Annotated in this window: 22 protein-coding genes and 2 pseudogenes; 7 read left to right on the forward strand and 17 right to left on the reverse strand. The window is 71.5% G+C overall.

Annotated elements, in window-relative coordinates; translation table 11 throughout:
* Positions 1 to 16: 16 nt before the first annotated feature.
* The 3 genes from ACTWQR_RS10370 to ACTWQR_RS10380 are packed head-to-tail and all read right to left on the reverse strand — an operon-like array spanning position 17 to position 2,618.
* Positions 17 to 907 carry a branched-chain amino acid ABC transporter permease gene (locus tag ACTWQR_RS10370; RefSeq protein ID WP_443226663.1) on the reverse strand — a complete coding sequence of 297 codons (891 nt, stop codon included), beginning with the start codon at positions 905 to 907 and terminating at the stop codon, positions 17 to 19.
* A complete protein-coding gene (locus ACTWQR_RS10375) occupies positions 904 to 1,803 on the reverse strand; it encodes an ABC transporter ATP-binding protein (RefSeq protein WP_443226664.1) in 900 nt (299 codons plus the stop codon). Before ACTWQR_RS10375 ends, ACTWQR_RS10370 begins: the two co-directional genes overlap by 4 nt.
* A gap of 8 nt (positions 1,804 to 1,811) precedes the next feature.
* On the reverse strand, positions 1,812 to 2,618 hold the full coding sequence (locus tag ACTWQR_RS10380) for an ABC transporter ATP-binding protein (RefSeq protein ID WP_443226687.1): 807 nt from the start codon (positions 2,616 to 2,618) through the stop codon (positions 1,812 to 1,814).
* Between the two features lie 189 nt (positions 2,619 to 2,807).
* Between ACTWQR_RS10380 and ACTWQR_RS10385 the strand changes: the two genes are divergently transcribed.
* Positions 2,808 to 4,010: a PucR family transcriptional regulator gene (locus ACTWQR_RS10385; RefSeq protein WP_443226665.1), complete on the forward strand. Its 1,203-nt coding sequence runs from the start codon at positions 2,808 to 2,810 to the stop codon at positions 4,008 to 4,010.
* Positions 4,011 to 4,158: 148 nt separating this feature from the next.
* Here ACTWQR_RS10385 and ACTWQR_RS10390 read toward each other — a convergent pair whose 3' ends face one another.
* Positions 4,159 to 5,280, reverse strand: a complete 1,122-nt coding sequence (locus ACTWQR_RS10390; protein ID WP_443226688.1) for a glycerate kinase — start codon at positions 5,278 to 5,280, stop codon at positions 4,159 to 4,161.
* A gap of 171 nt (positions 5,281 to 5,451) precedes the next feature.
* Entirely contained in the window at positions 5,452 to 5,787 is a 336-nt protein-coding gene (locus ACTWQR_RS10395; protein WP_443226666.1) for a hypothetical protein, read from the reverse strand.
* 111 nt (positions 5,788 to 5,898) lie between these two features.
* On the opposite strand from ACTWQR_RS10395, the gene ACTWQR_RS10400 reads away from it, so the two are divergent.
* From ACTWQR_RS10400 to ACTWQR_RS10410, 3 genes are all read left to right on the forward strand, one after another.
* Positions 5,899 to 7,002 (forward strand): ADP-ribosylglycohydrolase family protein, encoded by a 1,104-nt coding sequence (locus ACTWQR_RS10400; protein ID WP_443226667.1) that lies wholly within the window; start codon positions 5,899 to 5,901, stop codon positions 7,000 to 7,002.
* A gap of 40 nt (positions 7,003 to 7,042) precedes the next feature.
* The gene (locus tag ACTWQR_RS10405) at positions 7,043 to 7,534 is read left to right on the forward strand and encodes an NUDIX domain-containing protein (RefSeq protein ID WP_443226668.1); all 492 of its coding nucleotides are present in this window, start codon (positions 7,043 to 7,045) and stop codon (positions 7,532 to 7,534) included.
* Between the two features lie 86 nt (positions 7,535 to 7,620).
* Positions 7,621 to 8,358, forward strand: coding sequence for an SIR2 family NAD-dependent protein deacylase (locus ACTWQR_RS10410; protein WP_443226669.1), 738 nt, complete (start codon positions 7,621 to 7,623; stop codon positions 8,356 to 8,358).
* 173 nt (positions 8,359 to 8,531) lie between these two features.
* Here ACTWQR_RS10410 and ACTWQR_RS10415 read toward each other — a convergent pair whose 3' ends face one another.
* The 7 genes and pseudogenes from ACTWQR_RS10415 to polX all read right to left on the reverse strand — a co-directional run bounded on the left by ACTWQR_RS10415 (position 8,532) and on the right by polX (position 19,090).
* Positions 8,532 to 9,014, reverse strand: coding sequence for a methylated-DNA--[protein]-cysteine S-methyltransferase (locus tag ACTWQR_RS10415; RefSeq protein WP_443226689.1), 483 nt, complete (start codon positions 9,012 to 9,014; stop codon positions 8,532 to 8,534).
* Between the two features lie 32 nt (positions 9,015 to 9,046).
* Positions 9,047 to 10,552: an AlkA N-terminal domain-containing protein gene (locus ACTWQR_RS10420; RefSeq protein WP_443226670.1), complete on the reverse strand. Its 1,506-nt coding sequence runs from the start codon at positions 10,550 to 10,552 to the stop codon at positions 9,047 to 9,049.
* A gap of 61 nt (positions 10,553 to 10,613) precedes the next feature.
* Positions 10,614 to 13,916: pseudogene (locus tag ACTWQR_RS10425) on the reverse strand (AMP-binding protein); the annotation flags it as partial.
* Positions 13,917 to 14,088: 172 nt separating this feature from the next.
* The gene (locus ACTWQR_RS10430; RefSeq protein ID WP_443226671.1) at positions 14,089 to 14,631 is read right to left on the reverse strand and encodes an O-acetyl-ADP-ribose deacetylase; all 543 of its coding nucleotides are present in this window, start codon (positions 14,629 to 14,631) and stop codon (positions 14,089 to 14,091) included.
* Positions 14,607 to 16,016 carry a phytoene desaturase family protein gene (locus ACTWQR_RS10435; RefSeq protein WP_443226690.1) on the reverse strand — a complete coding sequence of 470 codons (1,410 nt, stop codon included), beginning with the start codon at positions 16,014 to 16,016 and terminating at the stop codon, positions 14,607 to 14,609. The genes ACTWQR_RS10430 and ACTWQR_RS10435 overlap by 25 nt, the downstream gene beginning before the upstream one ends.
* 275 nt (positions 16,017 to 16,291) lie before the next feature.
* The gene (locus ACTWQR_RS10440; RefSeq protein ID WP_443226672.1) at positions 16,292 to 17,137 is read right to left on the reverse strand and encodes an inositol monophosphatase family protein; all 846 of its coding nucleotides are present in this window, start codon (positions 17,135 to 17,137) and stop codon (positions 16,292 to 16,294) included.
* 192 nt (positions 17,138 to 17,329) lie between these two features.
* The gene (gene polX, locus ACTWQR_RS10445) at positions 17,330 to 19,090 is read right to left on the reverse strand and encodes a DNA polymerase/3'-5' exonuclease PolX (protein WP_443226673.1); all 1,761 of its coding nucleotides are present in this window, start codon (positions 19,088 to 19,090) and stop codon (positions 17,330 to 17,332) included.
* Positions 19,091 to 19,292: 202 nt separating this feature from the next.
* On the opposite strand from polX, the gene ACTWQR_RS10450 reads away from it, so the two are divergent.
* Positions 19,293 to 19,694, forward strand: coding sequence for an ATP-binding protein (locus ACTWQR_RS10450; RefSeq protein WP_443226674.1), 402 nt, complete (start codon positions 19,293 to 19,295; stop codon positions 19,692 to 19,694).
* 124 nt (positions 19,695 to 19,818) lie between these two features.
* Here the strand turns inward: ACTWQR_RS10450 and ACTWQR_RS10455 are convergent, their stop codons facing one another.
* The 3 genes from ACTWQR_RS10455 to ACTWQR_RS10465 are packed head-to-tail and all read right to left on the reverse strand — an operon-like array spanning position 19,819 to position 22,285.
* Positions 19,819 to 20,484, reverse strand: a complete 666-nt coding sequence (locus ACTWQR_RS10455; protein ID WP_443226675.1) for a DUF4232 domain-containing protein — start codon at positions 20,482 to 20,484, stop codon at positions 19,819 to 19,821.
* 35 nt (positions 20,485 to 20,519) lie between these two features.
* On the reverse strand, positions 20,520 to 21,188 hold the full coding sequence (locus tag ACTWQR_RS10460; RefSeq protein WP_443226676.1) for a response regulator: 669 nt from the start codon (positions 21,186 to 21,188) through the stop codon (positions 20,520 to 20,522).
* Positions 21,185 to 22,285 (reverse strand): sensor histidine kinase, encoded by a 1,101-nt coding sequence (locus tag ACTWQR_RS10465; RefSeq protein ID WP_443226677.1) that lies wholly within the window; start codon positions 22,283 to 22,285, stop codon positions 21,185 to 21,187. The genes ACTWQR_RS10460 and ACTWQR_RS10465 overlap by 4 nt, the downstream gene beginning before the upstream one ends.
* A gap of 166 nt (positions 22,286 to 22,451) precedes the next feature.
* On the opposite strand from ACTWQR_RS10465, the gene ACTWQR_RS10470 reads away from it, so the two are divergent.
* Positions 22,452 to 23,468: a carboxymuconolactone decarboxylase family protein gene (locus tag ACTWQR_RS10470; RefSeq protein ID WP_443226678.1), complete on the forward strand. Its 1,017-nt coding sequence runs from the start codon at positions 22,452 to 22,454 to the stop codon at positions 23,466 to 23,468.
* Between the two features lie 24 nt (positions 23,469 to 23,492).
* On the opposite strand, the pseudogene ACTWQR_RS10475 reads toward ACTWQR_RS10470, so the two are convergent.
* Positions 23,493 to 23,588: pseudogene (locus ACTWQR_RS10475) on the reverse strand (Uma2 family endonuclease); the annotation flags it as partial.
* Positions 23,589 to 23,722: 134 nt separating this feature from the next.
* On the opposite strand from ACTWQR_RS10475, the gene ACTWQR_RS10480 reads away from it, so the two are divergent.
* Positions 23,723 to 24,385 carry a hypothetical protein gene (locus ACTWQR_RS10480; RefSeq protein ID WP_443226679.1) on the forward strand — a complete coding sequence of 221 codons (663 nt, stop codon included), beginning with the start codon at positions 23,723 to 23,725 and terminating at the stop codon, positions 24,383 to 24,385.
* 208 nt (positions 24,386 to 24,593) lie between these two features.
* Here the strand turns inward: ACTWQR_RS10480 and ACTWQR_RS10485 are convergent, their stop codons facing one another.
* Complete coding sequence (locus ACTWQR_RS10485; RefSeq protein WP_443226680.1) at positions 24,594 to 26,123, reverse strand: NCS1 family nucleobase:cation symporter-1; 1,530 nt, start codon at positions 26,121 to 26,123, stop codon at positions 24,594 to 24,596.
* Between the last annotated feature and the right edge of the window lie 100 nt (positions 26,124 to 26,223).

Consider the following 26,223-nt stretch of genomic DNA (forward strand, 5'->3'; position numbering starts at 1 on the left):
GAGGACCTCGGATACCTCAGACACGGGCCAGCTCCTTCGTGCCGAACAGCCCGGCGGGCCGGATGAGCAGGATCGCGGTCATGACGAGATAGGGAGCCAGATCGCCCAGCCCCCGCCCCAGGAAGGTGAGATCGCTCTGGTAGCCGGTGGCCAGGGACTCGGTGACGCCCACCAGCAGACCGCCGACGAGAGCGCCGGTCGTGGAGTCGAGGCCGCCGAGGATCGCGGCGGGGAAGGCCTTGAGGGCGGCGAGCGAAGTGGCTCTCTCCAGGCCGGGCGTCGGAAAGACGGTGAGGAACAGCGCGGCGACGGCCGCCAGTGCACCGGCCACGGCCCAGGCACCGAGCGACACCCTGCCGAGCCGTACGCCCATCAGCGCCGCCGTCTCCGGGCTCTCGGCGGCCGCACGCATCGCGACGCCCCAGGAGGTGTACCGGAACGCGAGCAGGAAGGCCGTGATGAGCAGGGCCGCGGCGACGAAGGCGGCGATGCGCGTATGCGCCAGGGAGATCGGACCGAGGGTGAGCACGGCGTCGCCCCACGGGTCGCCGAGCGGCAGCACGTCCGTGCCGATGCGGCGGGTCAGCTCGGTGGTGAGCAGGATGTCGACACCGATCGTGACGATGGCGAGAACGCTGTGGTCGGAGCCCCGGTAGCGGCGCATCACCAGGAACTCCACCGCCGCCCCGACCAGCGCGGCGCCCGCGATCCCGACGAGCAGCGCGGGCCAGAATCCGATGTCGTCGTGGAGGGTCGCGGTGACGTACCCACCCGCCAACAGAAGTGACGCGTGGGCGAAGTTCACGACCTCGGTGGCCCGGAAGATGACCACGAAGCCGAGGGCGATGAGGGCGTAGACGGAGCCCATCGAGATGCCGTTGAGGAGGAGTTCGGCGAAGGTGCTCACGAGGCGGCCTCCTCTCCGTCACGTCTTCCGGGTTTCTCGGACCTCTCGGTACGTTCGGGCCCCTCGGCTCCCTCGGCTCGTTCGCCCAGATAGGCGCGTACGACCGCCGGATCGTTCTGTACGTCGCTGGGGGCGCCGTCCGCGATCAGGCGCCCGAAGTCGAGTACGGTCACCGCGTCCGCGAGCCGCATCACCACCCCCATGTCGTGTTCCACCAGGACGATCGAGATGCCGAGGCTGTCGCGAACTCCCGCGATCACGGCGGACGTTCGGCGCCGTTCGTCGGCGGTCATGCCCGCGACCGGCTCGTCCAGGAGCAGCAGGCGGGGCTCCATGCAGAGGGCGCGGGCGAGTTCGGCGAGCTTCTGCTGCCCGTACGGGAGGGAGCCCGCCGGGCGGCTGAGGTGGGCCGAGATGCCGACGAACTCGGCGATCTCCCGGACCCGTTCACGGTGACGGCGCTCCTCGCGGGCGGCCGAGGGGAGCCTCAGTCCGGCGGAGATGAAGCCGGTGCGGGTCAGCCGGTGGCGCCCCAGCAGGAGACTGTCCTCGACGGTGGCGAGCGGCGGCAGCGCGAGGTTCTGGAAGATGCGGGCGACGCCCAGATCGGCGATGCGGTGCGGAGGCATGCCGGTCAGTTCGTGCTCGCCGAAGCGGACGCTGCCGCCGGTGGCTCTGTAGACGCCCGAGAGGACGTTGAAACAGGTGGACTTTCCGGCGCCGTTGGGGCCGATGAGGGCGTGGACGGTGCCGGGGCGCACGGTGAAGCTCACGGCGTCCAGGGCCGTCAGGCCCGCGAAGCGGACGGTCAACTCCCTTACGTGCAGCGGCGGGACGTCAGGAATCGGAACGTCGGGGGTCGGAGCGTCAGGGCTCGGAACGTCAGGGGTCGGCATACCGTTGCTCACTCCTTCCATCGCGCGAGTGCCGGATGCGCGCGGCTTGCCCGCTCGGCGTCGGCCGCCGCGTCCTCGTCGACGACGCCCAGGTAGCGGCGGCGCACCTCGTCGGAGGCGGCCAGCTCGTCCGCAGGACCCGACAGGGTGACTTCGCCGACTTCGAGGACGTACGCGCGGGAGGCGAGCCGCAGGGCGAGGGCGGCGTTCTGTTCGACGAGCAGGATCGACGTGCCCTGGGTGTTGATCTCCCGTACGGTCTCGGCGATCCGCTCGGCCATCAGCGGGGCGAGGCCGAGCGACGGCTCGTCGAGGAGCAGCAGCGTGGGGGTGGCCATCAGGCCGCGGCCGACCGCGAGCATCTGCTGTTCGCCGCCCGACAGGAGTCCGGCGCGCTGCTGGGCGCGGTCGGCCAGGACGGGGAACAGTTCGTGGACGCGGCGCAGGGCCGCGGCCCGGTCGGCGCGGCCGCCGGCGGCGCCGAGTGCTCCGGCACGCAGGTTGTCCGCGACGGTCATGCGGGCGAAGACCCGCCGTCCCTCCGGGATCTGGGAGACCCCGGCGGCGACGACGCGATCCGGCGAGAGACCGTCGAGGCGGCGGCCGTTCAGGCTCACCGTGCCGCCGGTGACCGCGCCGCCGTGGAAGGACAGCGTCCGGCAGATCGCCCGCAGCAGCGTCGACTTGCCCGCGCCGTTGCCGCCGAGCACCGTGACCACGGCTCCCTCGGGCACCTCCAGGGACACCTGACGCAGTGCGCGTACGGGGCCGTATCCGACCGACAGGTCCCGTACGACCAGCCCGGAACCATCCATTCCGCCCATGGCATTCCCCCTGTCCTCGCTCGGTGTGGCGCTCACCACAGCACCGGTGCGGGCGTCCGTCCACGGGGTACGGGCGAAACGCTGCGGGTGACCAGCGGGCACGGCCGCGCGTTGTGCTCGCGCACAACACCGCGTGTCAGGGGCCTGTGCGGGACGGCGCGGCGGTGACATCCTCCGGCCATGGGAGCGCGCAGAAGGCGTACCGAGCAGGACTGGAAGTTGCTCGCCGAGTCGTGCACGGCGCTGCTGGAGCGGGTGCCGGAGCTGGTCGACGAGCACATGCGGCAGCTCGCCGAGTACTCCCCGGTCTACGGGCAGTTCCTGCCGTACGACCAGCAGTGGCGGGAGGCGGAGGAGGCGATGCGGATCGGCATCGAGACGATCTCCGCGCCGCGGGACTCGCCTCGCCGTGATCTGGAGTACGCGGAGGAGTCCGGGCGGCGGCGGGCCCAGCAGGGGTTGCCGCTGGAACTGCTGGTGCACGCGTACCGTGCCGCGGGCTATCTGGTGTGGGACGCGCTGATGGAGGGCGTGGCCACGCAGGAGCCGGAGCGGCTGGCGGCGCTGATGCGCTCGGCGACGACGGTGTGGTCCGCCGTGGACGCGCAGGCCGCCGTGGCCACCGAGGCGTACCGGGCGACCGAGATGGAGCTTCGGCGGCGTACCGACGAACAGCTTCAGGCGCTGCTCGACGCACTGCTGGAAGGGCAGGAGGCGCCGGGGCTCGCGGCTCGGGCCGCGGCCGGGCTCGATCTTCCCGAGCGGGGGCCGTACGCCGTGGTCGTACTGCGTGCGGAGCGGCGGGAGTCGTTTCGGCGGCCCTTGGAGGGGGACGGGTTCCGGTTCATCTGGCGGATGCGGGCCGACTGTGAGGTGGGGGTGGTGGCGCTCGTTGCCGGGCAGGGGCTCGACGGGGTCGCGCGCGCCCTCGACGGGCGCTGTTCCGGCCCCGGTGGGATCAGTCCCGTCGTCGCCGGGCTCGCGGAACTCGGCCGCGCCCGTCGGCTCGCCGAACTGGCCCTCCGTACCTGTCCGCCCGACGCGACCGCCGTCGTCCGGCTCGACCAGCGGATGCCGACGGCTCTCGTGGTGAGCCAGCCGGAGTTGGCGGGGCGGCTCGTCTCGGACGTGTTCGGGACGGTGCTGGAGCTTGAGCCCGCGGATCGGGCCGTGTTGCTGGAGACGCTGGACGTCTGGCTCTCGTGCGAGGGGTCCGCCGGGCGGGCGGCCGGGCGCCTGTACTGCCACCGGAACACCGTGTTCAACCGGCTGCGACGGTTGGAACAGCTGACGTCTCGGTCGTTGGCTCGGCCTCGGGATTTGATCGAGATGACGTTGGCGTTGGATGCGTATCGGTTGTCGGGGGTGCGGGGGGTGGGGTGAGGGGTGTGAGGGGGTTTCGCCCCCGCCGCCCCTACCCGTCCCATCCCTGGGGCTCCGCCCCAGACCCCGACAGGAGACCAGCCCTCTGGACCCCCGCTCCTCAAACGCCCGAGGTGGGGCGGAAAACGCCCCGCGAACCCTCAGCCGGTCACATGAGGAAATCCCGTCCGATCCGCTCCCCCACGTCCTCCAGAATCGGCCCCGCCTCAGCGATACACCGAGCCACGTCGGGCTCGAGCTCCGTGAGGGCGTAGGCGCGGCGGATGCCGGCCCTGCCGAGGGCCTCCGGAGGGAGGGCGAGGCGGCCGCAGACGGCGATGACCTCCTTGCCGGCGGCGCGCGCGACGGCGGCGACGCCCGCCGGGGCCTTGCCGTGGAGGGTCTGCTCGTCCAGGGAGCCCTCGCCGGTGATGACGAGGGTGGCGCGTTCAAGGGCGGGGGCGAAGCCGAGGACGTCGAGCATGACCTCGATCCCCGGGCGGAAGCTCGCGCCGAGGCCCACGAGAGCCCCGTACCCGATACCGCCGGCCGCACCGGCCCCCGGCGCGACGGCGTACTCCGCGGCCTTGGACCCGATCGCCTTCTCCAGAACCGCGGCGAAGTGCGCCAGCCCGGCGTCGAGCACGGCCACGTCGTCGGGAGAGGCCCCCTTCTGGGGCCCGTACACCGCCGGGGCCCCCTTGGGCCCGGTCAGCGGATTGTCCACGTCACTCGCGAGGACGAGGTCGACGGAGGCGAGCCGGGGGTCGAGACCGGACAGGTCGGCCGTGGCGAGCTCCCGCAGGGAGCCGCCCCCAGGGGGCACCGGCTCCCCGTCCTCGTCGAGGAACCGCGCCCCGAGCGCGGCCAGCATCCCCGCCCCGCCGTCGGTGGTCGCGCTGCCGCCGACACCGAACACGATCGAGCGCGCCCCGGCGTCCAGAGCGGCCCGCAGCAGCTCCCCGGACCCGTACGTGGACGACGTGAGCGGCGCGAAGGCCCCGGCCGGCAGCCGCTGCAACCCGCTGGCCTCGGCCATCTCCACGACGGCGGTGTCGCCGCGCAGCGCGAACGCGGCCGTGACCTCGTCCCCGAGCGGCCCGGCGACCCGCACCTCACGCCGCTCGAACCCGGCGGCGACCGCCGCGTCGACCGTGCCGTCACCGCCGTCGGCGACCGGCAGCGACTCCACCTCGACGTGCGGCGCGACCCTCTGCAGTCCGGCCGTCACCCGCTCGGCGACCTGCACGGCCGTGAGCGAGCCCTTGAACTTGTCCGCGGCGATGAGCACCCGTTGCGACCGTTGGCCCCGGGTCCGATTCACTGCAGCGTCCGCCACCTTGCACTCCCCTTGCTCTCCACGCCCTGCACACGTCAAGGCTGTCGCGCCGTTGCGACCCTAACCTCAGGAGGGTGCCGCTGCCCAGGGCGGTTCTCACGTCCCGGACAACGGCCGGGGAGCTCAGCCGGCGTCGGCCCCGCGGGAGTCGTACAGCTGATGCGTCAGCGTCCCGCTGCCCCCGAACGGCACGCTGATGTGCTCCAGCACGTCCTCCAGGAGGTCGACATCCCCGGTCCGCACGCCGACGTCACCGGTGGTCACCAGGGGCTCGTCGGGCGCAGCGTGGGCGGGGGCCGCGCCGACGGCGAACAGGGCGGAGGCAGCGGATACGGCGGCGGCCGCCAGGAGGGTCGTACGGCTCATCGGCCTCCTCGACTTCACCGGCACGGCCGACGTAACCGGCTTGGCCGACTTCATCGACGTCATCGACTTCATGGGGCTCCAGACCTGCTGCATGGGACTCCTAAGCGTGCAATACGAACGAAAACCTGACGAGCTTCTCATGTGGCGCGGTGCCGGATATACGTAAAGCGGGCAGGACGGGCAGGAATTCGGTACACCGGGTGTATGACCCCTGTCGGCATTGACGACCTCACGGACCGCGTCCTCGGGGGCTGGCTGGGCCGGATCGCCGGCAACATGCTCGGCAAACCGGTCGAGCAGGGCGACCACTGGACGCGGGACCGCATCGACCGCTATCTGCGACAGGCCGGGGCCCTGCCGCTCATCGACTACCTGCCCGAGCCCGTCGGCCCGAGTGACGAGTTCGTGCTGCGCCCCGAGTGGCGCGAGTGCGTACGCGGCCGGATCCACGGCAGCTGCCGCGACGACGACGTGGACTACGCGATCCTCGGCCTCGACCTGCTGGAGACGCACGGTTTCGCCTTCAGTACGGAGCAGGTGGGCGATCTGTGGCTGCTACGGCTGCCGTATCTGCAGACGTTCACGGCGGAGCGCGCCGCGTACCGGAACCTCGCCAACGGGCTCAAGCCGCCGTTGACCGCGACCTACGACAACCCCTACCAGGAGTGGATCGGCGCCCTCATCCGCGCCGACGTCTACGGCTGGACCAGCCCGGGCCGGCCCCGCCGCGCGGCCTCGCTCGCCCGCCGGGACGCCGTGCTTTCGCACACCGGGAACGGTGTGTACGGGGCCATGTGGGCGGCGGCACTGGTGGCCGCCGCGTTCACCGAGCCGACCGTGCGGGACGCCTTGGACACCGCGCTCACGGTGATCCCGCCGAGCAGCCGCCTCGCGCGGACCGTACGCCGGGTGCAGACGCTCCACGCGAGCCGACTGAGCTGGGAGGACACGCTCAGTACCGTCGCCGCGGAGACGGCGGGGCTCGGCTGGATCCACACGATCCCGAACGCCGCCGTCCTCACGGCCGGGCTCCTGTACGGCGACGGGGACTTCACCCGCACCATCGCCCTCACGGTGCGCGGCGGCCTCGACACCGACTCGAACGGCGCGACGGCGGGTTCCGTCGCGGGCGTACTCACCGGAGGCGCCGCGATCCCGTCGCAGTGGAAGGACCCGCTGGAGGACACGGTGCACAGCGCGGTGTTCGGGTTCGACGGGGTACGCATCAGCGAACTGGCCGAGCGGACGGTGCGGTTGGTGGAGGAAGAGGCAGAGGCAGGTGACCTCGTAAGGATTACTCCGAAGTGACCTGCTCAGGCCGCCCCGTTGCTCTCGTTACGCTTTCCCAATGACGACTCTTGACTACGCCACGTACATCGCGGGCCTCCCCCGTGTCCTCGTAGGCGCCGCCGCACTCTTCCGTGACGCCGAGGGCCGCGTGCTGCTCGTCGAGCCCAACTACCGTGAGGGCTGGGCGCTGCCCGGCGGAACCGTCGAGTCCGACGCCGGCGAGACCCCGCGGCAGGGCGCCCGTCGGGAGACCCTGGAGGAGATCGGCCTGGACCTGGAGGTCGGCCGGCTCCTCGCGGTGGACTGGGTACCCGGCGCCGAGCGGCCGCCGATCGTGGCCTACCTCTACGACGGCGGCATCCTGAAGGAGGAGCAGCTCAAGTCGATCCGCCTCCAGGAGGAGGAGCTGCTGTCCTGGCGCCTCGTACCGCGCGAGGAGCTGGCCGAGTACCTGCAGGGTTCCCTGAGCCGCCGGGTGCTCGCCTCACTGGACGTGCTCGCGGCGGGCACGGGGACGGCGGAGCTGGAGAACGGGCATCGGGCGGACTGACCGGGCCCCGCCCTGTCCCTAGGTCCGTCCGTCCCCCGGGAAATATCCGTTCGCCGCCCCGAACCCCGCGACCTACCCTCGGACCCATGGCCAAGCCTCTCGTCGCGATTCTCAGTGGCGCCGGTATCTCCACCGACTCGGGCATCCCCGACTACCGCGGCCCCAACGGCCTGTGGCAGCGGGATCCGGAGGCCCAGAAGCTCGTCACTTACGAGTACTACATGGGTGATCCGGAGATCCGGCGGCGTTCGTGGCAGATGCGGCGCAAGAACCGGACGCTTCAGGCCGAGCCGAACGCCGCGCACCGGGCCGTGGCCGAGCTGGAGCGGGCCGGGGTGCCGGTGCGGGTGATCACGCAGAACGTGGACGGGCTGCACCAGCTGGCCGGGATGCCGGCCCGGAAAGTGCTCGAACTGCACGGTACGGCGCGGACGGTGATGTGCACCGGGTGCCGTGTGAAGGCGCCGATGGAGGACGCGCTGGCGCGGGTCGCCGCCGGTGAGGACGATCCGCCGTGCCTGGAGTGCGGCGGGATCCTGAAGTCGGCGACCGTGATGTTCGGTGAGCGACTCGATCCGGTGGTGCTGGGTGAGGCGGTCGCGATCACCAAGGCGTGCCAGGTGTTCATCGCGGTCGGCACGAGCCTCCAAGTGCAGCCCGCCGCGGGACTCGCCGGTCTCGCCGCCGACCACGGCGCACGGCTGATCATCGTCAACGCCGAATCGACACCGTACGACGACCGCGCCGACGAGGTCGTTCAGCAGCCCATCAGCAGCGCCCTGCCCGAACTGCTGCGTCGGCTGAGCACCGAGCGCGACGACTAGGGTTCGGCCAGGGTCCGTTTTCAGGTCTCTTCTCTCCTCGGGGCTTCAGGCTTCGGCACGGAACCCGCACCTCACTGTGCGGTCGGACGCGGGCGGCGGGTGCGGGGGTTCCCGTCGCCGGGGATTCCCAGGGAGAGGGAGTTTGACGACAGGGCCCAGAAAGACGACAGGGCCTAGAAAAGTGCCGTACCCCGCTCGAAGTCCAGCAGCCGCCGCTTGCGCTCCAGACCGCCGCCGTACCCCGTGAGGCTGCCGTCCGAGCCGACCACCCGGTGGCACGGCACGATGATTCCGAGCGGGTTCTTGCCGTTGGCGAGGCCCACCGCGCGGGAGGCCTTGGGGTTGCCGAGGGCGTCGGCGAGTTCGCCGTACGAACGGGTCTCGCCGTAGGGGATCTTCTGGAGCTGTTCCCAGACGGTGCGCTGGAAGGACGTGCCGTCGAGGTGCAGGGGCAGGTCGAAGTCCTTCAACTCGCCCGCGAAATAAGCCTGTAGCTGGTCAACCGTCTCACCGAAGGGCGTGTCGTCGGGTTCACCGAAGCTCTCCTCCGGCGGGCGGTGGCGCTGGCCGACCATGTAGAGGCCGCACAGGACGGCGTCCCGGGCGACCAGCGTGAGGGGCCCGTACGGGCTGTCGATCACCATGTGCTGCTTCACTTGCCGCTTAACTTGCTGCTTCATTTGCTGCTTCACTGCACGTCCTTACGTCCTTGTGCCGGGAGGAAGTTGATCGGGTGGTCGCCGGTCGCCCACAGATACTGGACCGCGTACGCCCGCCACGGCCGCCAGTCCGCCGCACGGGCCGTGAGCGCGGCGGGTGTGGACGGCAGACCCAACTCCTTGGCGGCGTAACGGACTCCGAGGTCGGTGGGCAGGAAGGCGTCGGGGTCGCCGAGGGCGCGCATGGCGATGACCTCGACGGTCCAGGGTCCGAAGCCGGGCAGCGCGAGGAGCCGGGCGCGGCTCTCCGTCCAGTCGCTCTCGACTCCCAAGTTCAGTGTGCCGTCGGCGAGTTGATGTACGAGGGTGGTGAGAGTGGTGCGGCGGGTGGCCGGCATGGCGAGGGCTTCCGGGTCGAGCGCGGCCAGCGCCTCGGCCGACGGGAAGAGGTGCGTGAGGCCACCTTCGGGGTCGTCCACCGGCTCGCCGTGAGCCGTGACCAGCCGTGCCGCGTGCGTCCGGGCCGCGGCCGTGGACACCTGCTGGCCCAGCACGGCCCGTACGGCGAACTCGGGCTCGTCGACCGTCCGCGGCACCCGGCGGCCCGGCGCCTTGTCGACGAGCGGGGCGAGCAGCGGGTCCGTACGCAGCTGGTCGTCGACCGCGACCGGGTCGGCGTCGAGGTCGAGCATGCGGCGGCAGCGGCTGATCGCGACGGTCAGGTCACGCATGTCGCTGAGGGTGAGCCGGCAGCCGATGTGGTCGGACGCCGGGGTCGCCGGGGTGAGCGCGACGACACCGTGGCCGTACGGCAGGCGCAGGGTGCGCCGGTACGCGCCGTCGCGCCACTCCTCCACACCCGGTACGGCGGTGGCGACGAGGTGACCGAAGAGGTTGTCGGGGTTGAGCGGGGTCCGGAAAGGCAACCGGAGCGTCAACACCCCTGGTGTCCCAGCTGAGTTGGCCCGGTTCTTGGGCACTCTCGTGCGCAGTTCGCTCGGGGCGAGGGCGAAGACCTCGCGGACCGTGTCGTTGAAAGTGCGGATGGAGGAGAAGCCCGCAGCGAAAGCGATCTCCGCCATCGGGAGCGGGGTCGTCTCGATGAGCAGGCGCGCGGTCTGGGCGCGCTGGGCGCGGGCGAGGGCGAGCGGTCCGGCGCCCAGTTCGGCGAGGAGCTGCCGTTCTATCTGCCGGGTGCTGTAGCCGAGCCGCGCCGCGAGCCCCGGCACTCCCTCCCGGTCCACGATGCCGTCGCTGATGAGCCGCATCGCGCGGGCCACGAGGTCGGCGCGCTGGTTCCACTCGGGCGAGCCGGGGCTGGTGTCGGGCCGGCACCGCTTGCAGGCCCGGAAACCGGCCTGCTGGCAGGCGGCGGCGCTCGGGTGGAAGGTCATGTTCTCCGGCTTCGGCGGCACGACGGGGCAGCTGGGCCGGCAGTAGATCCGTGTGGTCAGTACGGCCGTGAAGAACCAGCCGTCGAAGCGGGCGTCCTTCGACTGGACGGCGCGTACGCAGCTCTCGGTGTCGGTGTGCATCCCGTTCAGCATGTCTTCCAGCATCGGCCATGGTCACGGCCGTGGCTGGCGAGAATCCGACATCGAGGTCCGCCGTGGGGGCGAAGGCGGTGAGGACGACGACATCGGGGGTGGGTGAACTCCCCAGCGCCGGGACGTACTTGACGAGGTCCAGTTCATCCGGACCCAGCACCGTCCAGGCCCCGTCACCAGCGTCACCAGCGTTACCGGTGTCGTTGGCCGGGTCGACCAACGTCCAGTCGGGGCGCAGCAACGCGCGCCGCACCACGTCGTCCGCGGCGTCCAGTTGTCCGGCTGCAAGCTCCCGTGTGACCAGTGACTCGACCACCGCCACCGGCCGCCCGGCCGTGTCGGCCAGCGTCACACGGACCGCCCCCGGTCCCGTGGGCGTCAGCCGAACCCGCACGTCCGATGCCCCATCGGCGTACAGCCGCACTCCGCTCCACGCGAACGGCAGCCGCATCGGACCGGATCCGGCAGCGGAATCGGAGCCGGGCGCGGCGAGCAGCGGGGTGTGCACCGCCGCGTCCAGCAGGGCCGGGTGGAGGCCGTAGCGCGCGGCGCCCGGGGTCTCCTGCTCGGGGAGACGGACCTCGGCGAAGAGTTCCGCGCCCCGCCGCCATACCGCGCGGACACCCTGGAACGCTGGCCCGTAGCTGATACCGCCGTCCGCGAGCTTGTCGTACGCGTCGGCGAGTTCCACCTCGACGGCGCCCTCAGGAGGCCACGTCCCCAGGTCGCTCTCCGGTGTCTCTGTGTCTGTGTTCGTTTTCGTGTCTGTGTCTGTCTCTGTGTTCGTTTTCGTGTCCGGTACCGAAGGCGCCCGGCTCAGCAGACCGGTGACATGCCGGGTCCAGTCGGCCTCCGGCCCCCCTGTCGGCTGCTCAAGTTCCGTCCACTCGGGTCGGGAGTAGATGTCGACGGGGCGCCGGCCGGAGTCGTCGGCCGGCCCGACCACGACCTGGATCCGTACCCCGGTGGTGGCGGGCAGCGTGAGCGGCGCCACGACCACGAGTTCGTCCAGGCCGCCGCAGCCGGCCTCGCCCGCGGGTACCGCGGCGCGGTGGGGGAGCGCCGACCTCGACACGGCGAGCGAGAGAGCGATGTCTGCAGAATCGGCGGGCGAGAGGCCGGGTCGGGCCGCCACCTCGGCCGCCAGTCGCCGTGCCTGGGCGCGCAGGGCGGGCTCGCCGGCGCCGGAGAGCAGCCAGGGCAACACCAGCGCCGTACCGCCGGAAGTGTCGGAGCGGTCGAAGCCGTCGGAGCGGTCGCAGCCGTCGGACGGGGACGTGCCGGGCTCGGGTCGCCGGTCCGGCGCCGGTGCGGGCGCCGGTGCGGGCGCCTGTTCCAGGATCACGTGGGCGTTGGTCCCGCCGATCCCGAACGCCGACACGCCCGCCCTGCGCGGCCGGTCGGACGACGGCCACGGCCGGGCGGCGGTCAGCAGCTCCACCCGGCCCGAGGACCAGTCCACGTGCGGTGACGGCGTCCGGGCGTGCAGCGTCGCGGGCAACTCCCCGTGCCGCATGGCCAGCACCATCTTGATGACTCCGGCGACTCCCGCGGCGGCCTGCGTATGCCCGAGGTTGGACTTGACCGAGCCCAGCCAGAGCGGCGACTGCTCCGGGGAACGTCCCTGCCCGTACGTGGCCAGCAGCGCTCCCGCCTCGATCGGATCGCCCAGCGTGGTGCCGGTGCCGTGCGCCTCCACCGCGTCCACGTCGCTCCCGCGCAGCCCGGCGTCGGCCAGCGCCCGTGCGATGAGCCGCCGCTGCGCCTGGCCGTTGGGTGCGGTCAGCCCATTGGACGCTCCGTCGGAGTTGACGGCTGAACCCCGCAGCACCGCCAGCACCGGATGACCGTTGCGCCGGGCGTCGGAGAACCGTTCCAGCAGGACCAGGCCGACTCCCTCACCCCAGCCCGTGCCGTCCGCCGACGAGGAGAACGACTTGCAGCGGCCGTCCGGCGACAGCCCGCGCTGTCGGCTGAACATGGTGAACGGCCTGGGGGTCGCCATCACGGTGACGCCGCCGGCCAGGGCCAGCGAACACTCCCCTGAGCGCAGTGCCTTGGCGGCCCAGTGCAGCGACACCAGCGAGGACGAGCACGCTGTGTCGATCGTGATCGCCGGGCCGCGCAGCCCGTACCCCCACACCTCGCCCTCGTGACTGCCACCGACGCGACCACCGCCACCGTCGGCGTCGCCGTCCGTGACGTCGTCCCCGGAGCGCGGATCGACCAGCCGTACCTCCACGCCCGGGACCGGAGGCCCGCACGAGCCGTCGACCCGCGGCCCCTCCGGACGGTTCACTGCGATCATCCCGCAGGTCTCGGTACTGCCGTACGCCTTCAGCAGCGGCGCCCCCAGCACCTCCTCGACCGCCCGGCGCAACGGCGGCGGGCTCGGCGCGCCCGCCACGACACACAGCCGCAGCCCCGTCCGCGAAGCCCCGCCGGCCTCCTCTGCCGCCGCCACCACCAGCCGGTGGTACGTCGCGGGTACGCCGGCCAGCATCGTGAACGGGCCCTCGGGCTGCTCATACGCCTCGTCCAGTACGCGCAACAGGCCCCCAGGCGGCAGGAGTTCCCCGGTGATCAGCGCGCTCGCACCCGTGGCGACGACGCCCAGCACGGCGAGCGAGTGCCCGAAGCTGTGGAACAGCGGCAGCGGCCAGAGCAGCCGGTCCGCCGCCGAGAGGCCGAAGATCGGTGCGTAGCAGGCCGCCACCGACGACAGCGCGGCTCGCTGCGTGGAGAGCACGCCCTTGGGGCGGTGGGTGGTCCCCGAGGTGTAGAGCATCCACGCGGGCTCGTCGAGTCCGAGGTCGTCCCGCGCCGACTCAGTCACCGTGGCCGTGTCCGTGTGCGTGGCCGTGTGCGTGGCCGTGTCCGTGGCCGTGTCCGTGTGCGTGGCCGTGTCCGTGGCCGCCGCATCCCCGACCGCCTCGTCGAAGAGCACGGTCCCGTCGGGGGCGTCCGCCGGCACCGGTCCCGCCCCGATGAGCAACACTCGCAGCCGACCGTACGCGGAGCCCAGCCGCGCCAACTGACCCACGTGCGCCTGATCCGTGACGATCACCGAGGCACCGCTGTCCGCCAGGAGATGCGCGAGTTCCGCGTCGGAGGACCGTGGGTTGAGCAGAACCCCTACTCCGCTCGCCCTGGTGACGGCGAGGCAACTCTCCACCAGCTCGACACAGTTGCCCAGACAGACCGCGACCCGGTCCCCCCGCCGAAGCCCGGCCCCCGCCAGATGCCCGGCCAGCCTCCCGGTGCGCCGCTCCAGTTCCCCGTACGTGACACTCCGCGCGGAGTCCGAGAACGCGACCCGATTCGCCGACCGTCCGGCATGCCTCTTCAACAACTCCGATAACGGTCGGATCAGTTCGTCGTCGTGCACTATGTGTCGACCCCGGTCAGGTCCCCAAACGGCTTGCTCCCCAGCCGAGTTGAGCCTACGTCGCCCCGAACGCAAGATCGAACATCAACGACCGACGTGGCGGGACTGACGGCTCTGACGGGACCCTGGTCCGGGGTCAGCCCATCTGCGCCTCGAACGCGTCGTACGCCGTCTTGTCGAACAGCACGAACCGCACCACCTCGATCGACACGTCGGCGGTCTCCCGCACGGTCCGCACGGCGATCCGTGCCCCGTCATCGATGGGCCACCCGTAGACGCCCGTGGAGATCGCCGGGAACGCGACGGTACGGGCGCCGAGCTCATCGGCGACCCGCAACGACTCCCGGTAACAGGAGGCCAGCAGCTCCGAGCGGTCGTCGGTGGCCGACCAGACAGGGCCGACGGTGTGGATGACCCACCGCGCGTCCAGCTTGCCCGCCGTGGTGGCGACGGCCTGGCCCGTCGGCAGTCCCTTGCCGTACCGCGAGGCGCGCAGGGCCCGGCACGCGGCGAGGATCTCCGGACCGCCGCGCCGGTGGATGGCGCCGTCCACGCCTCCGCCGCCCAGCAGTGAGGAGTTCGCGGCGTTGACGATCGCGTCCACGCTCTGCTGCGTGATGTCGCCCTGGACGAGTTCGATGGCGGTCGTGGCGGTCACGTCTGGCGCAGCCTCCTCCATACGGCCTTGGCGGCGTTGTGCCCCGACATGCCGTGCACGCCGGGCCCCGGCGGAGTGGCCGAGGAGCAGATGAACACGGCCGGGTGCGGGGTGCTGTACGGGAACAGGGACAGCTTGGGGCGCAGCAGCAGTTGCAGGCCTGAGGCGGCGCCGCAGGCGATGTCGCCGCCCACGTAGTTGGCGTTGCGCGCGGCGAGTTCGGGCGGGCCCGCCGTGGCTCGGGCCAGGACGCGGTCCCGGAAGCCGGGCGCGAACCGCTCCAGCTGACGCTCGATCGCGTCCGTGAGGTCCCCGGTCCAGCCGTTCGGAACATGGCCGTATGCCCAGAACACGTGCTTGCCGTCCGGCGCCCGGGACGGGTCGACGACACTGGGCTGCACGGTGATCAAAAACGGCGCGTCGGGCGCCCGGCCCTCCCGCGATGCCGCGTGCAGGGCGGCACCGATCTCCGCTCTGCTCGCGCCGATCTGTACGGTCCCTGCGGTGCGCGGCTCCTTCGCCGTCCACGGCACCGGTCCGTCGAGGGCGTAGTCGACCTTGAAGACGCCCGCCCCGTACCGGTAGCCCTCGTAGTACCGCCCGAAGCCCGCGATCCGGCTCAGCGCGGTGGGCGAGGTGTCGAAAACGTACGCGCGCGCGGGCGGCAGGTCGTCGAGGTGCTTGACCTCGTGGTCGGTGTGGACGGCGCCGCCGAGGTCCTTGAGGTACGCGGTCAGCGCGTCGGAGATCGACTGGGATCCGCCGCGCGCGACGGGCCAGCCGGCGGCGTGCGCGGCCAGCGCGAAGACGAGGCCGACGGCACCGCTGGCGAAGCCGTTGAGCGGGGACATGACGTGCGCGACCAGTCCGGCGAACAGAGCCTGCGCCCGCTCGTCGCGGAACCTGCGCATCAGCCAGGTCGAGGGCGGCAGTCCGACGAGGCCGAAGCGGGCGAGGGTTACCGGGTCGCGGGGCAGCGCGGTGAGCGGCAAGGACATGAAGTCCCGTACCAGGGTGTCCCATTTGTGAGTGAAGGGCTCGACGAGCCTGCGGTACGCGCCCGCGTCGTGGGGACCGAACGAGGCCGCCGTCGCCCCCACGGACCGCGAAAGCACCGCCGCCGTGCCGTCCGGAAAGGGATGCGCCATGGGCAGTTCGGGCTGCAGCCACTCCAAGCCGTACCGCCCCAGGGGCATCGCCTGGAACGCGGGCGAGTTGATGCCCAGAGGATGCGCGGCCGAGCACGGGTCGTGCCGGAAGCCGGGCAGCGTCAGCTCCTCGGTGCGGGCGCCTCCGCCGACCGTGTCGCGCGCCTCGAAGACGGCCACGGAGAAGCCGCGGCGGGCCAGCTCCACGGCAGCCGTCAGTCCGTTCGGCCCCGCACCCACCACGACGGCATCGAGCATCGACGGCACCTTCGGACTCCTTCGTCAGCCGATGGCCTTTGGGATCAGGATATGCCGGGCGTCCGACAGCCCCGGGGCGCGGGTAATCATCGCCGGATGACGTGCCGGTTCCGGTTCCACCGGCCCGAGGACGACTCCCGGTACCGGTTCGAGGTCGGGGAGGACCCCGGGCGCTGCGGCAGATGCCCCTTCAGAGGACGGTGTCCCTTCCGCTCGCCACCGGCGATGCGCCCATCGAGTTCGAGGTGATCGATCTCCGCCCCGCTCCGCTCGGGTCAGACTCCGCCCGAGAGCAGTCCCAGCACCCGGCGAGCCGTGGCCGCGTCCCGCGCCGCCGTGAACGGGAGAGCGTTGCCTCCGGTTATCCGGAACGGCTCCCCCGCGAGCGTCAGATGCGCGCCGCCCGCTTCCTCCACGAGCAGGATCCCCGCCGCGTGGTCCCAGGCGGCCTCCCAGGAGAACGCCGTGGCGTCCAACTCCCCCCGGGCGACGGCGAGATACTCCAGCCCGGCGGAACCGCAAGCGCGCGGGCCGACGCCCTCCGTCCAGAGGCCGAGGAGCGCGCGCTTCTCGCTGTCCGTCGTGTAGTCGGGGTGGGACGTGGCCACTTCGAGATCGCGACCGGGGGTGGGTGAGCCGGAGCGCAGAGGTTCGCCGTCGAGGAGGGCGCCCCGGCCCCGTACGGCGACGGCGAGTTGGTCGCGGGCCGGTGCGTACGTCCATGACGCCAGGACGGCTCCGCCCTGCGCGAGCGCGACCAGTGTGCAGAAGCCGGAATCGCCGTGGACGAACTGGCGGGTGCCGTCGACCGGATCGACGATCCAGACCGGCGCCTCGCCCTTGATCGCCTCGTACGTCACCGGGTTGGCGTGGACCGCCTCCTCGCCCACCACGACCGAACCGGGCAGCAGCTTGACGAGCGCCTCGGTGAGGTACTCCTCGGCCTTGCGGTCGGCGTCCGTGACCAGGTCGTGCGGGCCGGTCTTCTCGTCGATCTCGTGCGCGGCGAGCTGCCGGAAGCGCGGCATGATCTCGGTGGCGGCCGCCGTGCGGACAGCCTCTTCGACGTCCGCGGTGCGGTGGGCGAGAAACTCGTCGATGGTTTCCATGTCTTCGATCATGACTCCATGAGAGCACGCTCCACTGACAATCCCCACCCGGCCGGTGCATCACGGGTGGAATCACCATGAACAACCGACATTAGGAGATCAGCGAGGGCGTCAGCACGAGGACGTCTGAGCCAGGACGTCTGAGCCAGGGCGTCTGAGCCAGGGCGTCAGCACGAGGACGTCAGAGCCAGGACGTCTGCGGGCTCACCCGGCAGGGCGCCGCTCCGCCCGCCCCTTGCGCAGGAAGCGCCGCAGCCGCGCCTGTGGCCAGGTGTTGATCACGTCGTCCTTGGTGAGCCAGCCGCGCTGCGCCGTCCCTACGCCGTATCGCATGTTGGCCAGGTGGAGGGTGGAGTGGGCGTCGCTGTCGACGGCGAACTTCACCCCGTGCCGCCTGGCCCGCAGGATGTCCTCGTCGCGCAGGTCGAGCCGGTCCGGATGGGCGTTGACCTCCAGGGCCGTGCCGGTGCGCGCGCAGGTCGCGAAGAGCGTGTCGAGGTCGGCGTCGATGCCCGGCCGCTTGCCGATGATCCGGGTGGTGGGGTGGCCGATGACGTTGACGTACCGGTTCTCGCAGGCCCGTACGAGCCGCTGGGTCAGCTCCTCGCGCCCCTGGTTGAAGTGCGAGTGCACCGAGGCCACGCACAGGTCGAAGCCGGCCAGGAACTCCTCCGGCCAGTCCACACCACCGTCCGGGGCGATGTTCAGCTCCACGCCGTGCAGCAGCCGCATGCCCCGACCCTTGCCCCGCCTGCCGTAGGCGCCGTCGAGCTCTCGTACGCGCTCACGCTGGGCCAGCATCCGCTCGTCGGTCATCCGCTGCATGTACAGGTTCGGCGCGTGGTCGGTGACCGCGTAGTAGGCGTACCCGCGCTCGGCGGCCGCGGCGACCATCTCCTCCAGCGGGGCGAGGCCGTCGGTGAGGTCGGTGTGCGTGTGCAGGTCGCCCCGGATGTCCGCCTCCGTGACCAGATCGGGCAGCTCGCCGCGCAGCCCGGCCTGGATCTCTCCGCGGTCCTCGCGCAGGGTCGGCGGGATCCACGGCAGGCCGAGCCGGGCGTACACGTCCTCCTCCGTCTCGGAGACGATCTTCTCGCCGCTCTCGGCGTCGAACAGTCCGTACTCGGAGAGCTTGAGCTTCTGGTGGACGGCCAGTTCCCGGGTGCGGATGTTGTGCGCCTTGGCGCCTGTGAAGTACTGGAGTGCCGCTCCCCATGAGTCCGGCGGTACGACGCGCAGGTCGACGGACAGGCCCTTGGTGGTGCGGATGGACGTCTTCTTCTCGCCGTGCGCGATGACCTCCGAGACGTACGGCAGCTCGGTGAACGCCCGCATGAGGGGCTCCGACTCCTCCGCCGCGACCAGGACGTCGATGTCGCCGATCGTCTCGCGGAAGCGGCGCAGCGACCCCGCGCAGGTGCAGCGCCGGCAGCCGGTCACCCGGGACAGCTCGCTGACGATGTCGTCGGCGAGGTCCATGGCGACGTCGAGCAGGACCCGCTCTCCGGAGGACTGGAGGAGTTCGATGCCGTGGAGGATGTTCTCCTCCGTCTTCGGCCCGAAGCCCTTCAGGTCGCGCAGCCGTTCCTGGTGGATGGCGTCGGCGAGCTCCTCGACGGAGGAGATGCCCAGTTCCTCGTACAGGACGCAGGCCTTCTTCGGGCCGAGCGTGGGGATCGCCGTCAGCCGCCGGACCCCTGCGGGGATTTCCGCCCGCAGTTCCTCGATCGCGGACACGCTGCCGTTGCGGAAGTACTCGACGAGCTTCTCGGCGATCGACTTGCCGACGTTGGGGATCTCCTGCAGGCCCTTGACGTCGAGGGTGGACACGTCGGCGTGGTAGCCGCCGATCGAGCGGGCAGCCTTCTCGTAGACGCGCGCCTTGTACGCCTCTCCGCCGGTGATCGAGATCAGGTCCGCGTATTCCTGGAACAGCGCGGCAACCTCGTCATTGGGCCGAACCATATTTCCAGAGTAGGCACGGATCCGGCGATCACCGCCGGGGCGCACGCTGTGCGAACCGGCCGCTGGGCAGCCCCGTGATGTGCGGGCCGTGAAGCGGTCCTGCGGACGAGTTCCACTGTCGTTCCGAGTGTTAGGGGATGGCTGGAGTTTCTCGGGGCAGGCGAAAAGGGATCGGAGTCCAGCCCACCGGAGGCTTGTCATCGTGCAGTCACCCGAGGAAGAAGCCGAGGAAAAGGGCCCCCTGCAAGGGGCAAGTCCGCTGATCGCGGAGCGGGCGAGGGATGTGACACGCGGGTACTTGTCCGCAGTGGCCGCACGTGTCGGGGCCGAGACGGATGCCGTACTGCTGGTCGTGTCGGAGCTGGTCACCAATGCGGTCCGGCATGCCGGCGGGGTGACCCGGTTCCACCTGGCGGCCGGTCCCGGAACGGTGACGGTTTCCGTGGAAGACGCCAGCAGCACCACCCCGCAACCACGGCGCACCGACCCACTCAAGCCGGGTGGGTTCGGCTGGCACCTGGTGCGGGAACTGGCCGCGGACGTTCAGGTCAGCACCTGGCCGGGAGGCAAGACGGTGTCCGCGGTCCTGCCGCTGTCCCACTGACTCTGATGACTCCGACCGTGTCGAGCACGGTCGGAAGTGAGGGGTGGAGCGTTCCTCCACTTCATGCCACCTCATGCCACCCCATGCTGGCCGGCGATGAGGAGCGCGGTCGCCGGCGGAGAGATCAGCGGTACGTACCCTCCCGCGCCCTTTCCTCCGAGGCCTGCCAGGGCGACGTCCCAAGGATGTTGTCCGGGCCGATGTCGAGGGTGTCCCGGGCGCGTACGGTCACGGTCTCGCGCCCCTTCTGCGGCACAACCCGGAGGTACACACCGGCCTCGGCGTGCATCCGCCAGACCAGGCCCGCCTGTGCGGTTTCGCCCGGATCGAGGGTCAGCGGCTTTGGGGCGGGGGCGTCCCCGGCCATGGGCACCTGGTCCGTCCCCTCGACGGTCCGCACCTCCGGGAACGGTTCGCCCGCCTCGTCGAGAACGGTGATGGACGGGTAGCCGTTCAGCTTGTACGGCCGCTCCCCGCAGTTGGTCAGCGTGAGGGTCGTGGCGCGCAGTCCCATGGCTGCGTTGACCAGTTCGGTGTCGATGCGCACACCGGACGACGGGCAGCCGCCCACCGGCTGCACGGGCACGGGCGCGGAGGGCTCGGATACGGAGGGCTCGGGCACCGGGGCGGCCGACACGGCAGGCGGTCGGGCGGACGCGGAGGGGGGCGACGTCTGCTCCGGGTCGAACTCCCGGTCCAGCTCGGCCCCGAGCCCGCAGCCACTGGCCGCCAGCGACAGCACGGCGGCGGTGAGGACACTTCGGGCCATTCCACGGCGTATCGCGATCACGCGCCGATCATCGCACGGAGCCTCGCCGGAAGGGCTCACTCCGTCCTCTCACGTGCTGTGACCAGCCCCGACTCGTAGGCGAACACAACCAGTTGGGCGCGGTCGCGGGCGCCGAGCTTGGTCATCGCGCGGCTGATGTGGGTCTTGGCCGTGAAGGGGCTGATGACCATGTGGGCGGCGATCTCCTCGTTGGTGAGACCACGGGCGGCGAGCGCGGTGACCTCGCGTTCGCGGCGGGTGAGGCACTCCAGGCCGGGGGCGCTGGCGCGGTCCGGCGGCCGGGCCACGAACTCGCCGATCAGCGTGCGCGTGACGGACGGCGACAGCAGTGCCTCGCCGCGCGCGACGACCTCGATGGCCTGGAGGAGGTCGGCCGGCTCGGTGTCCTTCAGGAGGAACCCGCTGGCACCGGCCCGCAGCGCCTCGAAGACGTACTCGTCCATGCCGTAGTTGGTCAGCATCACCACCCGCACGCCCGACAGCTCGGGGTCGGCGGCGATGCGGCGGGTCGCCTCGATGCCCGTCATCACCGGCATCTGGACGTCGACGAGCGCGATGTCCGGGACGTGCGCGCGCACCAGCGCCAGTCCCTGCTCCCCGTCGGCGGCCTCGCCGACCACCTCGATGCAGTCCTCGGCCTCCAGGAGGGCCCGGAACCCGGCCCGCATCAGGGCCTGGTCGTCGATCAGCGCGACCCTGATCACGCGGACCCCAGGGGCAGTTGGGCACGCACCGAGAAGCCGCCCTCCGCACGTGGGGCGGCGTGCAGCGTGCCACCGAGCGCCGTGACCCGTTCGCGCATGCCGGTGAGCCCGATGCCCTCGGAAGGCGGCCGGGAGGGGTCGGCGGCGCCGTCGTCGTCGACGCGTATCGCCAACCTGCCCTCGCCGTATTCCAGTTGGACCGCGACCTTGGCGGGTCCCGCGTGGCGAGCGGCGTTCGTGAGGGCCTCCTGGACGATGCGGTACGCGGCGCGGTCCACGGTCGCCGCCAACGGCCGCTCGGGGCCGGTCACGGTCAGGTCGACGGCGAGGCCCGCCGCGCGGGCGCGCTCCACGAGCAGGGCGGGGGTGCCGGTCGGCTCGTCGGTGCGCAACACCTCAAGGGTGGCGCGCAGTTCGCGCATGGCCTCGCCGCCGGCCTCCTGGATGGCGAGCAGGGCCGGGGGTATCTCCTCGCCGCGCTTGCGGGCGAGATGGACGGCGACGCCCGCCTGGAGCTTGACGATCGAGATGCTGTGCGTGAGCGAGTCGTGCAACTCGCGCGCGATGCGCAGGCGTTCCTCGCCCGCCCGGCGCAGGGCCGCCTCCTCGCGGGTGCGTTCGGCCTCCAGTGCTCGCTGTTCGGTCTGGCGCAGATACGCCTGCCAGTTGCGGCCGGCCAGGCCGGTGACGACCGCGCACAGGAACCAGCCCGCGAGCAGGGCGACCCGCTCGACCGTGTCCTGGGACGTGGGATCCGTCGCGAGATACCCGCCGAGGAACACGGCACTCGCGCCCGCGCCCACGGCTCGATGCCCCGTCTGGGCCGCCGTGTGGACTGCGGCCACCACCGGGAGGGCGGACCACGGACCCGGGTGGGTGTGCAACACATAGCCGGTCAGGGCGGCCGTCGTGACGGCGAGCACGGCGAGGGGCGCCCGCCGGTACGCGGCCAGCGCGAGCGAACCGATCACCATCAGCGCGTAGTCGACCGGCGCCGTGTCCTCGTCGAAGACAGCCGCGGACACGACGATCGCGCCGATCAGGACGGCGAGTGCCGCGTCGGCGAGGTACCTCCGTGAGGCCTGGTCCCCGTTCATGTCCGCACAGTAGACCGCCGCGCCGACAGGGGCGTCAGCCCTGTGGACGGCCCCCCGACTACTCCCGGCGCAGTAGTCCGCCGTCCGGCCGACCCGGTCGGCGCAGCCTGAACTGCCTTCGCCCGTACGACGCCCGGAGGCGCCCGCGAGAACCACGCTTCTCGCCATGACTTCACCCTTCAGGTACACCGAGCCCATCCCGCCCAAGGCCGCCACCGGCCGCACCGCAGCCGTCTACGAGCAGCTCGCCGTGGACTTCGGCATCGAGGACGCCGCGCCCTTCGTCGCCCTCTCCTCGGCCCCCGAACTCATCGCCCCCGCCTGGGCGTTGATGCGTGAGTCCCTGATCGCGGGCAAAGGCAGCCGCACCGGCAAGGAGCTGGCCGCCGTGGGAGTGTCGCGCGCCAACAAGTGCCCCTTCTGCGTGGACGCGCACACCATGTTGCTGCACGCCACCGGCGACCATGCCCTCGCCGAACGCCTGGCGCACGGGAAGCCCCCGGAGAACGAACAGCACGCACGCGTGCTCGCCTGGGGCGAGGCGACCCGCACGCCCGGCAACCCGGACGTCTCGACGCTCCCGTTCCCGGCCGAGCACACCGCCGGGTACGTGGGGACCGCCCTCTCCTTCCACTTCATCAACCGGATCGTCTCGTCCCTGGTGACCGAGAACCTGCTGCCGGGCAACGCCCAGCGCTTCAGGGTGGTACGCAGCCTGGGAGGCCGTTCGCTGGGCAGGACCGTGCGCCGGAGCATCGCCCCGGGTGCGAGTCTCACACTCCTCGACGAGAACGAAACGGACCCCGGCCCGTCCTGGGCCGCCGGCACGACGGTGGGACCGGCGTACGCGGCGCTGCGGACGGCGGCCACGGCGGGCGCCGGCCTGTTGACCGAGGCCGACCAGGCGCTCGTACAGGATGCCGTCGCGGCGTGGGACGGCACGCACCAGCCGCTGGTGTGGGACGCCGTGCCGAACCGCGAGGACCGGCCCGGGGCGCGGCTGGCGATGTTGGCCGCGCTGGCTCCGTACCGCATCACGGACGAGGACGTGGCGGCCTGGAAGAAGCCGCCGTACACGGACCACTGCCTGGTCCATCTGATCGCGTACGGCGCGTTCACCGCCGTCGACCGCATCGAGCGGGCACTGCCCCTGCACGCGGCCGGAAGGGCGCCCTCCGCCTAGGTGTGCGCCCTGGTCGCGACCAGCGGAGGTGATCTCGACGATCAGCAGCGTCTGGTCGGGCAGCAGGGCGCCTGCGCCCTTGGCGGCGTCACGCGGCACGACGGCCAGGTCCGGTACGAACATCGACAGCGGACAGCGGTCACCACTCGCTCACGGAGCGAGTTCGCACTACCGCCCCACTGGGACTCGTGTGACACTGGCGTCCCGTCCGCAGTGCGGACGCCCCCGCATCGTCCCCCACCGAGAAGTGCGCCGTGCGATCTCTTCCTCTCGCTCTCACCGCGCGTCTGCTGCCGGTCGTCGTACTCGCCTCGGCCGGCTGGGCGTTGTCGTCCGGACCGTTCGCCGCGAGTCCGGCCGCGGAGAACAAGTCCGCCTCCGGTCCCGGCAAGAGCTCTCCGTCCGCGCCGTCGACCTCGGCGGCGACCAAGACGTACGCGGGCTCGCCCGTGCCGTGCGAGAGCGTCGCGAAGAAGACGGTGACCTCGCTCGTGCCGGGTGCCAAGACGGCCGGCAAGGAGATCCCGTCGACCGACGAGTCGCTGCGCCGCACCTGCTCCTGGAGCGCGCTGAAGGGCTTCGAGTACCACTGGCTCGACGTCTCGTACGAGATCAAGAAGTCCGACGAGGCGGCCGCGACCGCCTACAAGCAGCGGATGACGGAGAAGAGCGGCGGAGGGGTGGTCCCCGGTCTCGGCGACACCGCCTACTCCGTCGTGAACGTCACCACCCAGGACAAGCAGCAGACGCGCGAGGGCGTGGTGATCGCTCGCGCGTCCAACGCGCTGGTGATCGTCACGTACAACGGCAGCGACTTCGAGACGAAGAAGGCGCCCAGTACGGACGAGATCAACAAGGGCGCCATCAAGGCCGCCAAGGAGGCGGTGGCCGCGCTGGAGACAGCTCAGAAGAGCTGAGAGCCTGTTTTCTGAACCCCCGCCTGCGCAGCGCCGCCGGGCACACACCCTCGCCGCACGGCGCCGCAGGACAGGTGGACTCCGCCACATGACCTGCAACGCCGCACGCCGAGGGCACGCACCGACCGCCGCCGCCCGCACACCGCGCGGGCGGCGGCGGTTCAGAAACCGGCTCTGCCCTCCGGCGCGGCCACCGCCCGCCCCCGGCTCAGACGTTCGCCGGTTCCCTCCCCCGCGTGGCCATCAGGACGAGGTAGAGCACCATCGACGTGCCGAGTCCCACGGCCCAGCCGTAGTCGGCCAGGTCCGCCAGGGCCGGGATGGGCCGCCCGTCGATCAGCGGCTTGAAGGTCGCGCCGCCGATCGCCAGGACACCGCCGGTCACGAAGGCGACGACGGCCCGCCAGTTCCAGCCGTTGGTGTACCAGTAGCGGCCGCCCGCCCGGTAGAGGTCGGCCAGGTCGAGGGACGTACGGCGCAGAATCCAGTAGTCGGCGATGAGGATGCCCGCGACCGTGCCGAGCAGGCCGCCGACCAGACCGAGCCAGGTGAAGATGTAACCCTCCGGGTCGGAGTACAGCTTCCACGGGAAGATCAGCACGCCGAGCACGCAGGTGACGAGCGCCCCGGTGCGGAAAGTGATCTTCCTGGGCGCGATGTTGGAGAAGTCGAAGGCCGGGGAGACCAGGTTGGCCGCGACGTTCACGGACAGGGTCGCCACCAGCACGGTGACCAGCGCGAAGATGATGCCGAAGACGTTGTCGACCTTGGCCGCCAGCTGTACCGGGTCCCAGATCGCCTCGCCGTACACCGCCTGCGAGCCGGAGGTGACCATCACGGAGAGGAACGCGAACAGCGTCATGGTGGTGGGCAGGCCGAGCGCCTGACCCCAGGTCTGGGCCTTCTGGCTCTTGCCGTAACGGGTGAAGTCCGGGATGTTCAGCGACAACGTGGACCAGAAACCGATCATGCCCATGAGCGCGGGCGCGAACAGCTTCCAGAACTCCGGGCCCCAGCCGAGCTTCGAGGGCTGGTCGAGCAGCGGACCGAAGCCGCCCGCCTTGCTGCTCATCCACCACAGCAGGGCGCCGGCGCCGACGAGGACGAAGGGCGCCGCCCAGTTCTCGAAGCGGCGGATCGTCTCCATTCCCCGGTAGATGATGGCGACTTGCAGCGCCCAGAAGATCGCGAAGGACAGCCACAGCGTCCACGCGTAGCCGCCGACCTTCGAGGCGTCCGCCCAGCTGTCGCCGAAGAGCTTCCCGGCGAGGTAGTAGATCGCCTCGCCGCCGATCCAGGTCTGGATGCCGAACCAGCCGCAGGCCACCAACGCCCGTACGACAGCGGGCAGGTTGGCGCCCCGGATGCCGAAGGAGGCGCGGGCGAAGACCGGGAAGGGGATGCCGTACTTGGGCCCGGCGTGCCCGGTGAGCAGCATCGGGACCAGGACGATCACATTCGCCAGGGCGATGGTGAGTACTGCCTGCTTCCAGTCCATGCCCACGGCTATCAGCCCGGAGGCCAGGGTCCAGGAAGCGGTGTTGTGAGCCATGCCGACCCACAGGGCGGAGAAGTTGTACGTGGTCCAGGTGCGCTTCTCCACCGGGACCGGCAGCAGGTCCTCGTTGGCGTAGGGGCCGGTCGGCTGGGGGGCGCCGGGCGCGATCTCCACCCGCCCGTCGGAGAGGGTGACCTGGGTTGGAGGCGGGCTGTCGGCGGTGGGGACGGTTTCGGTCATGAGCAGGCCAATCGATCAGGCGGGACGGGAAAGGCCGTGCGGGGCCCCGGGCCCCTCCCCCGAACGGCGGGGAGGGGTGACAAGGGTGGGGGGTTGGGGG

The sequence above is a fragment of the Streptomyces sp. 2A115 genome, from assembly GCF_052245575.1.
Lineage (GTDB): Bacteria > Actinomycetota > Actinomycetes > Streptomycetales > Streptomycetaceae > Streptomyces.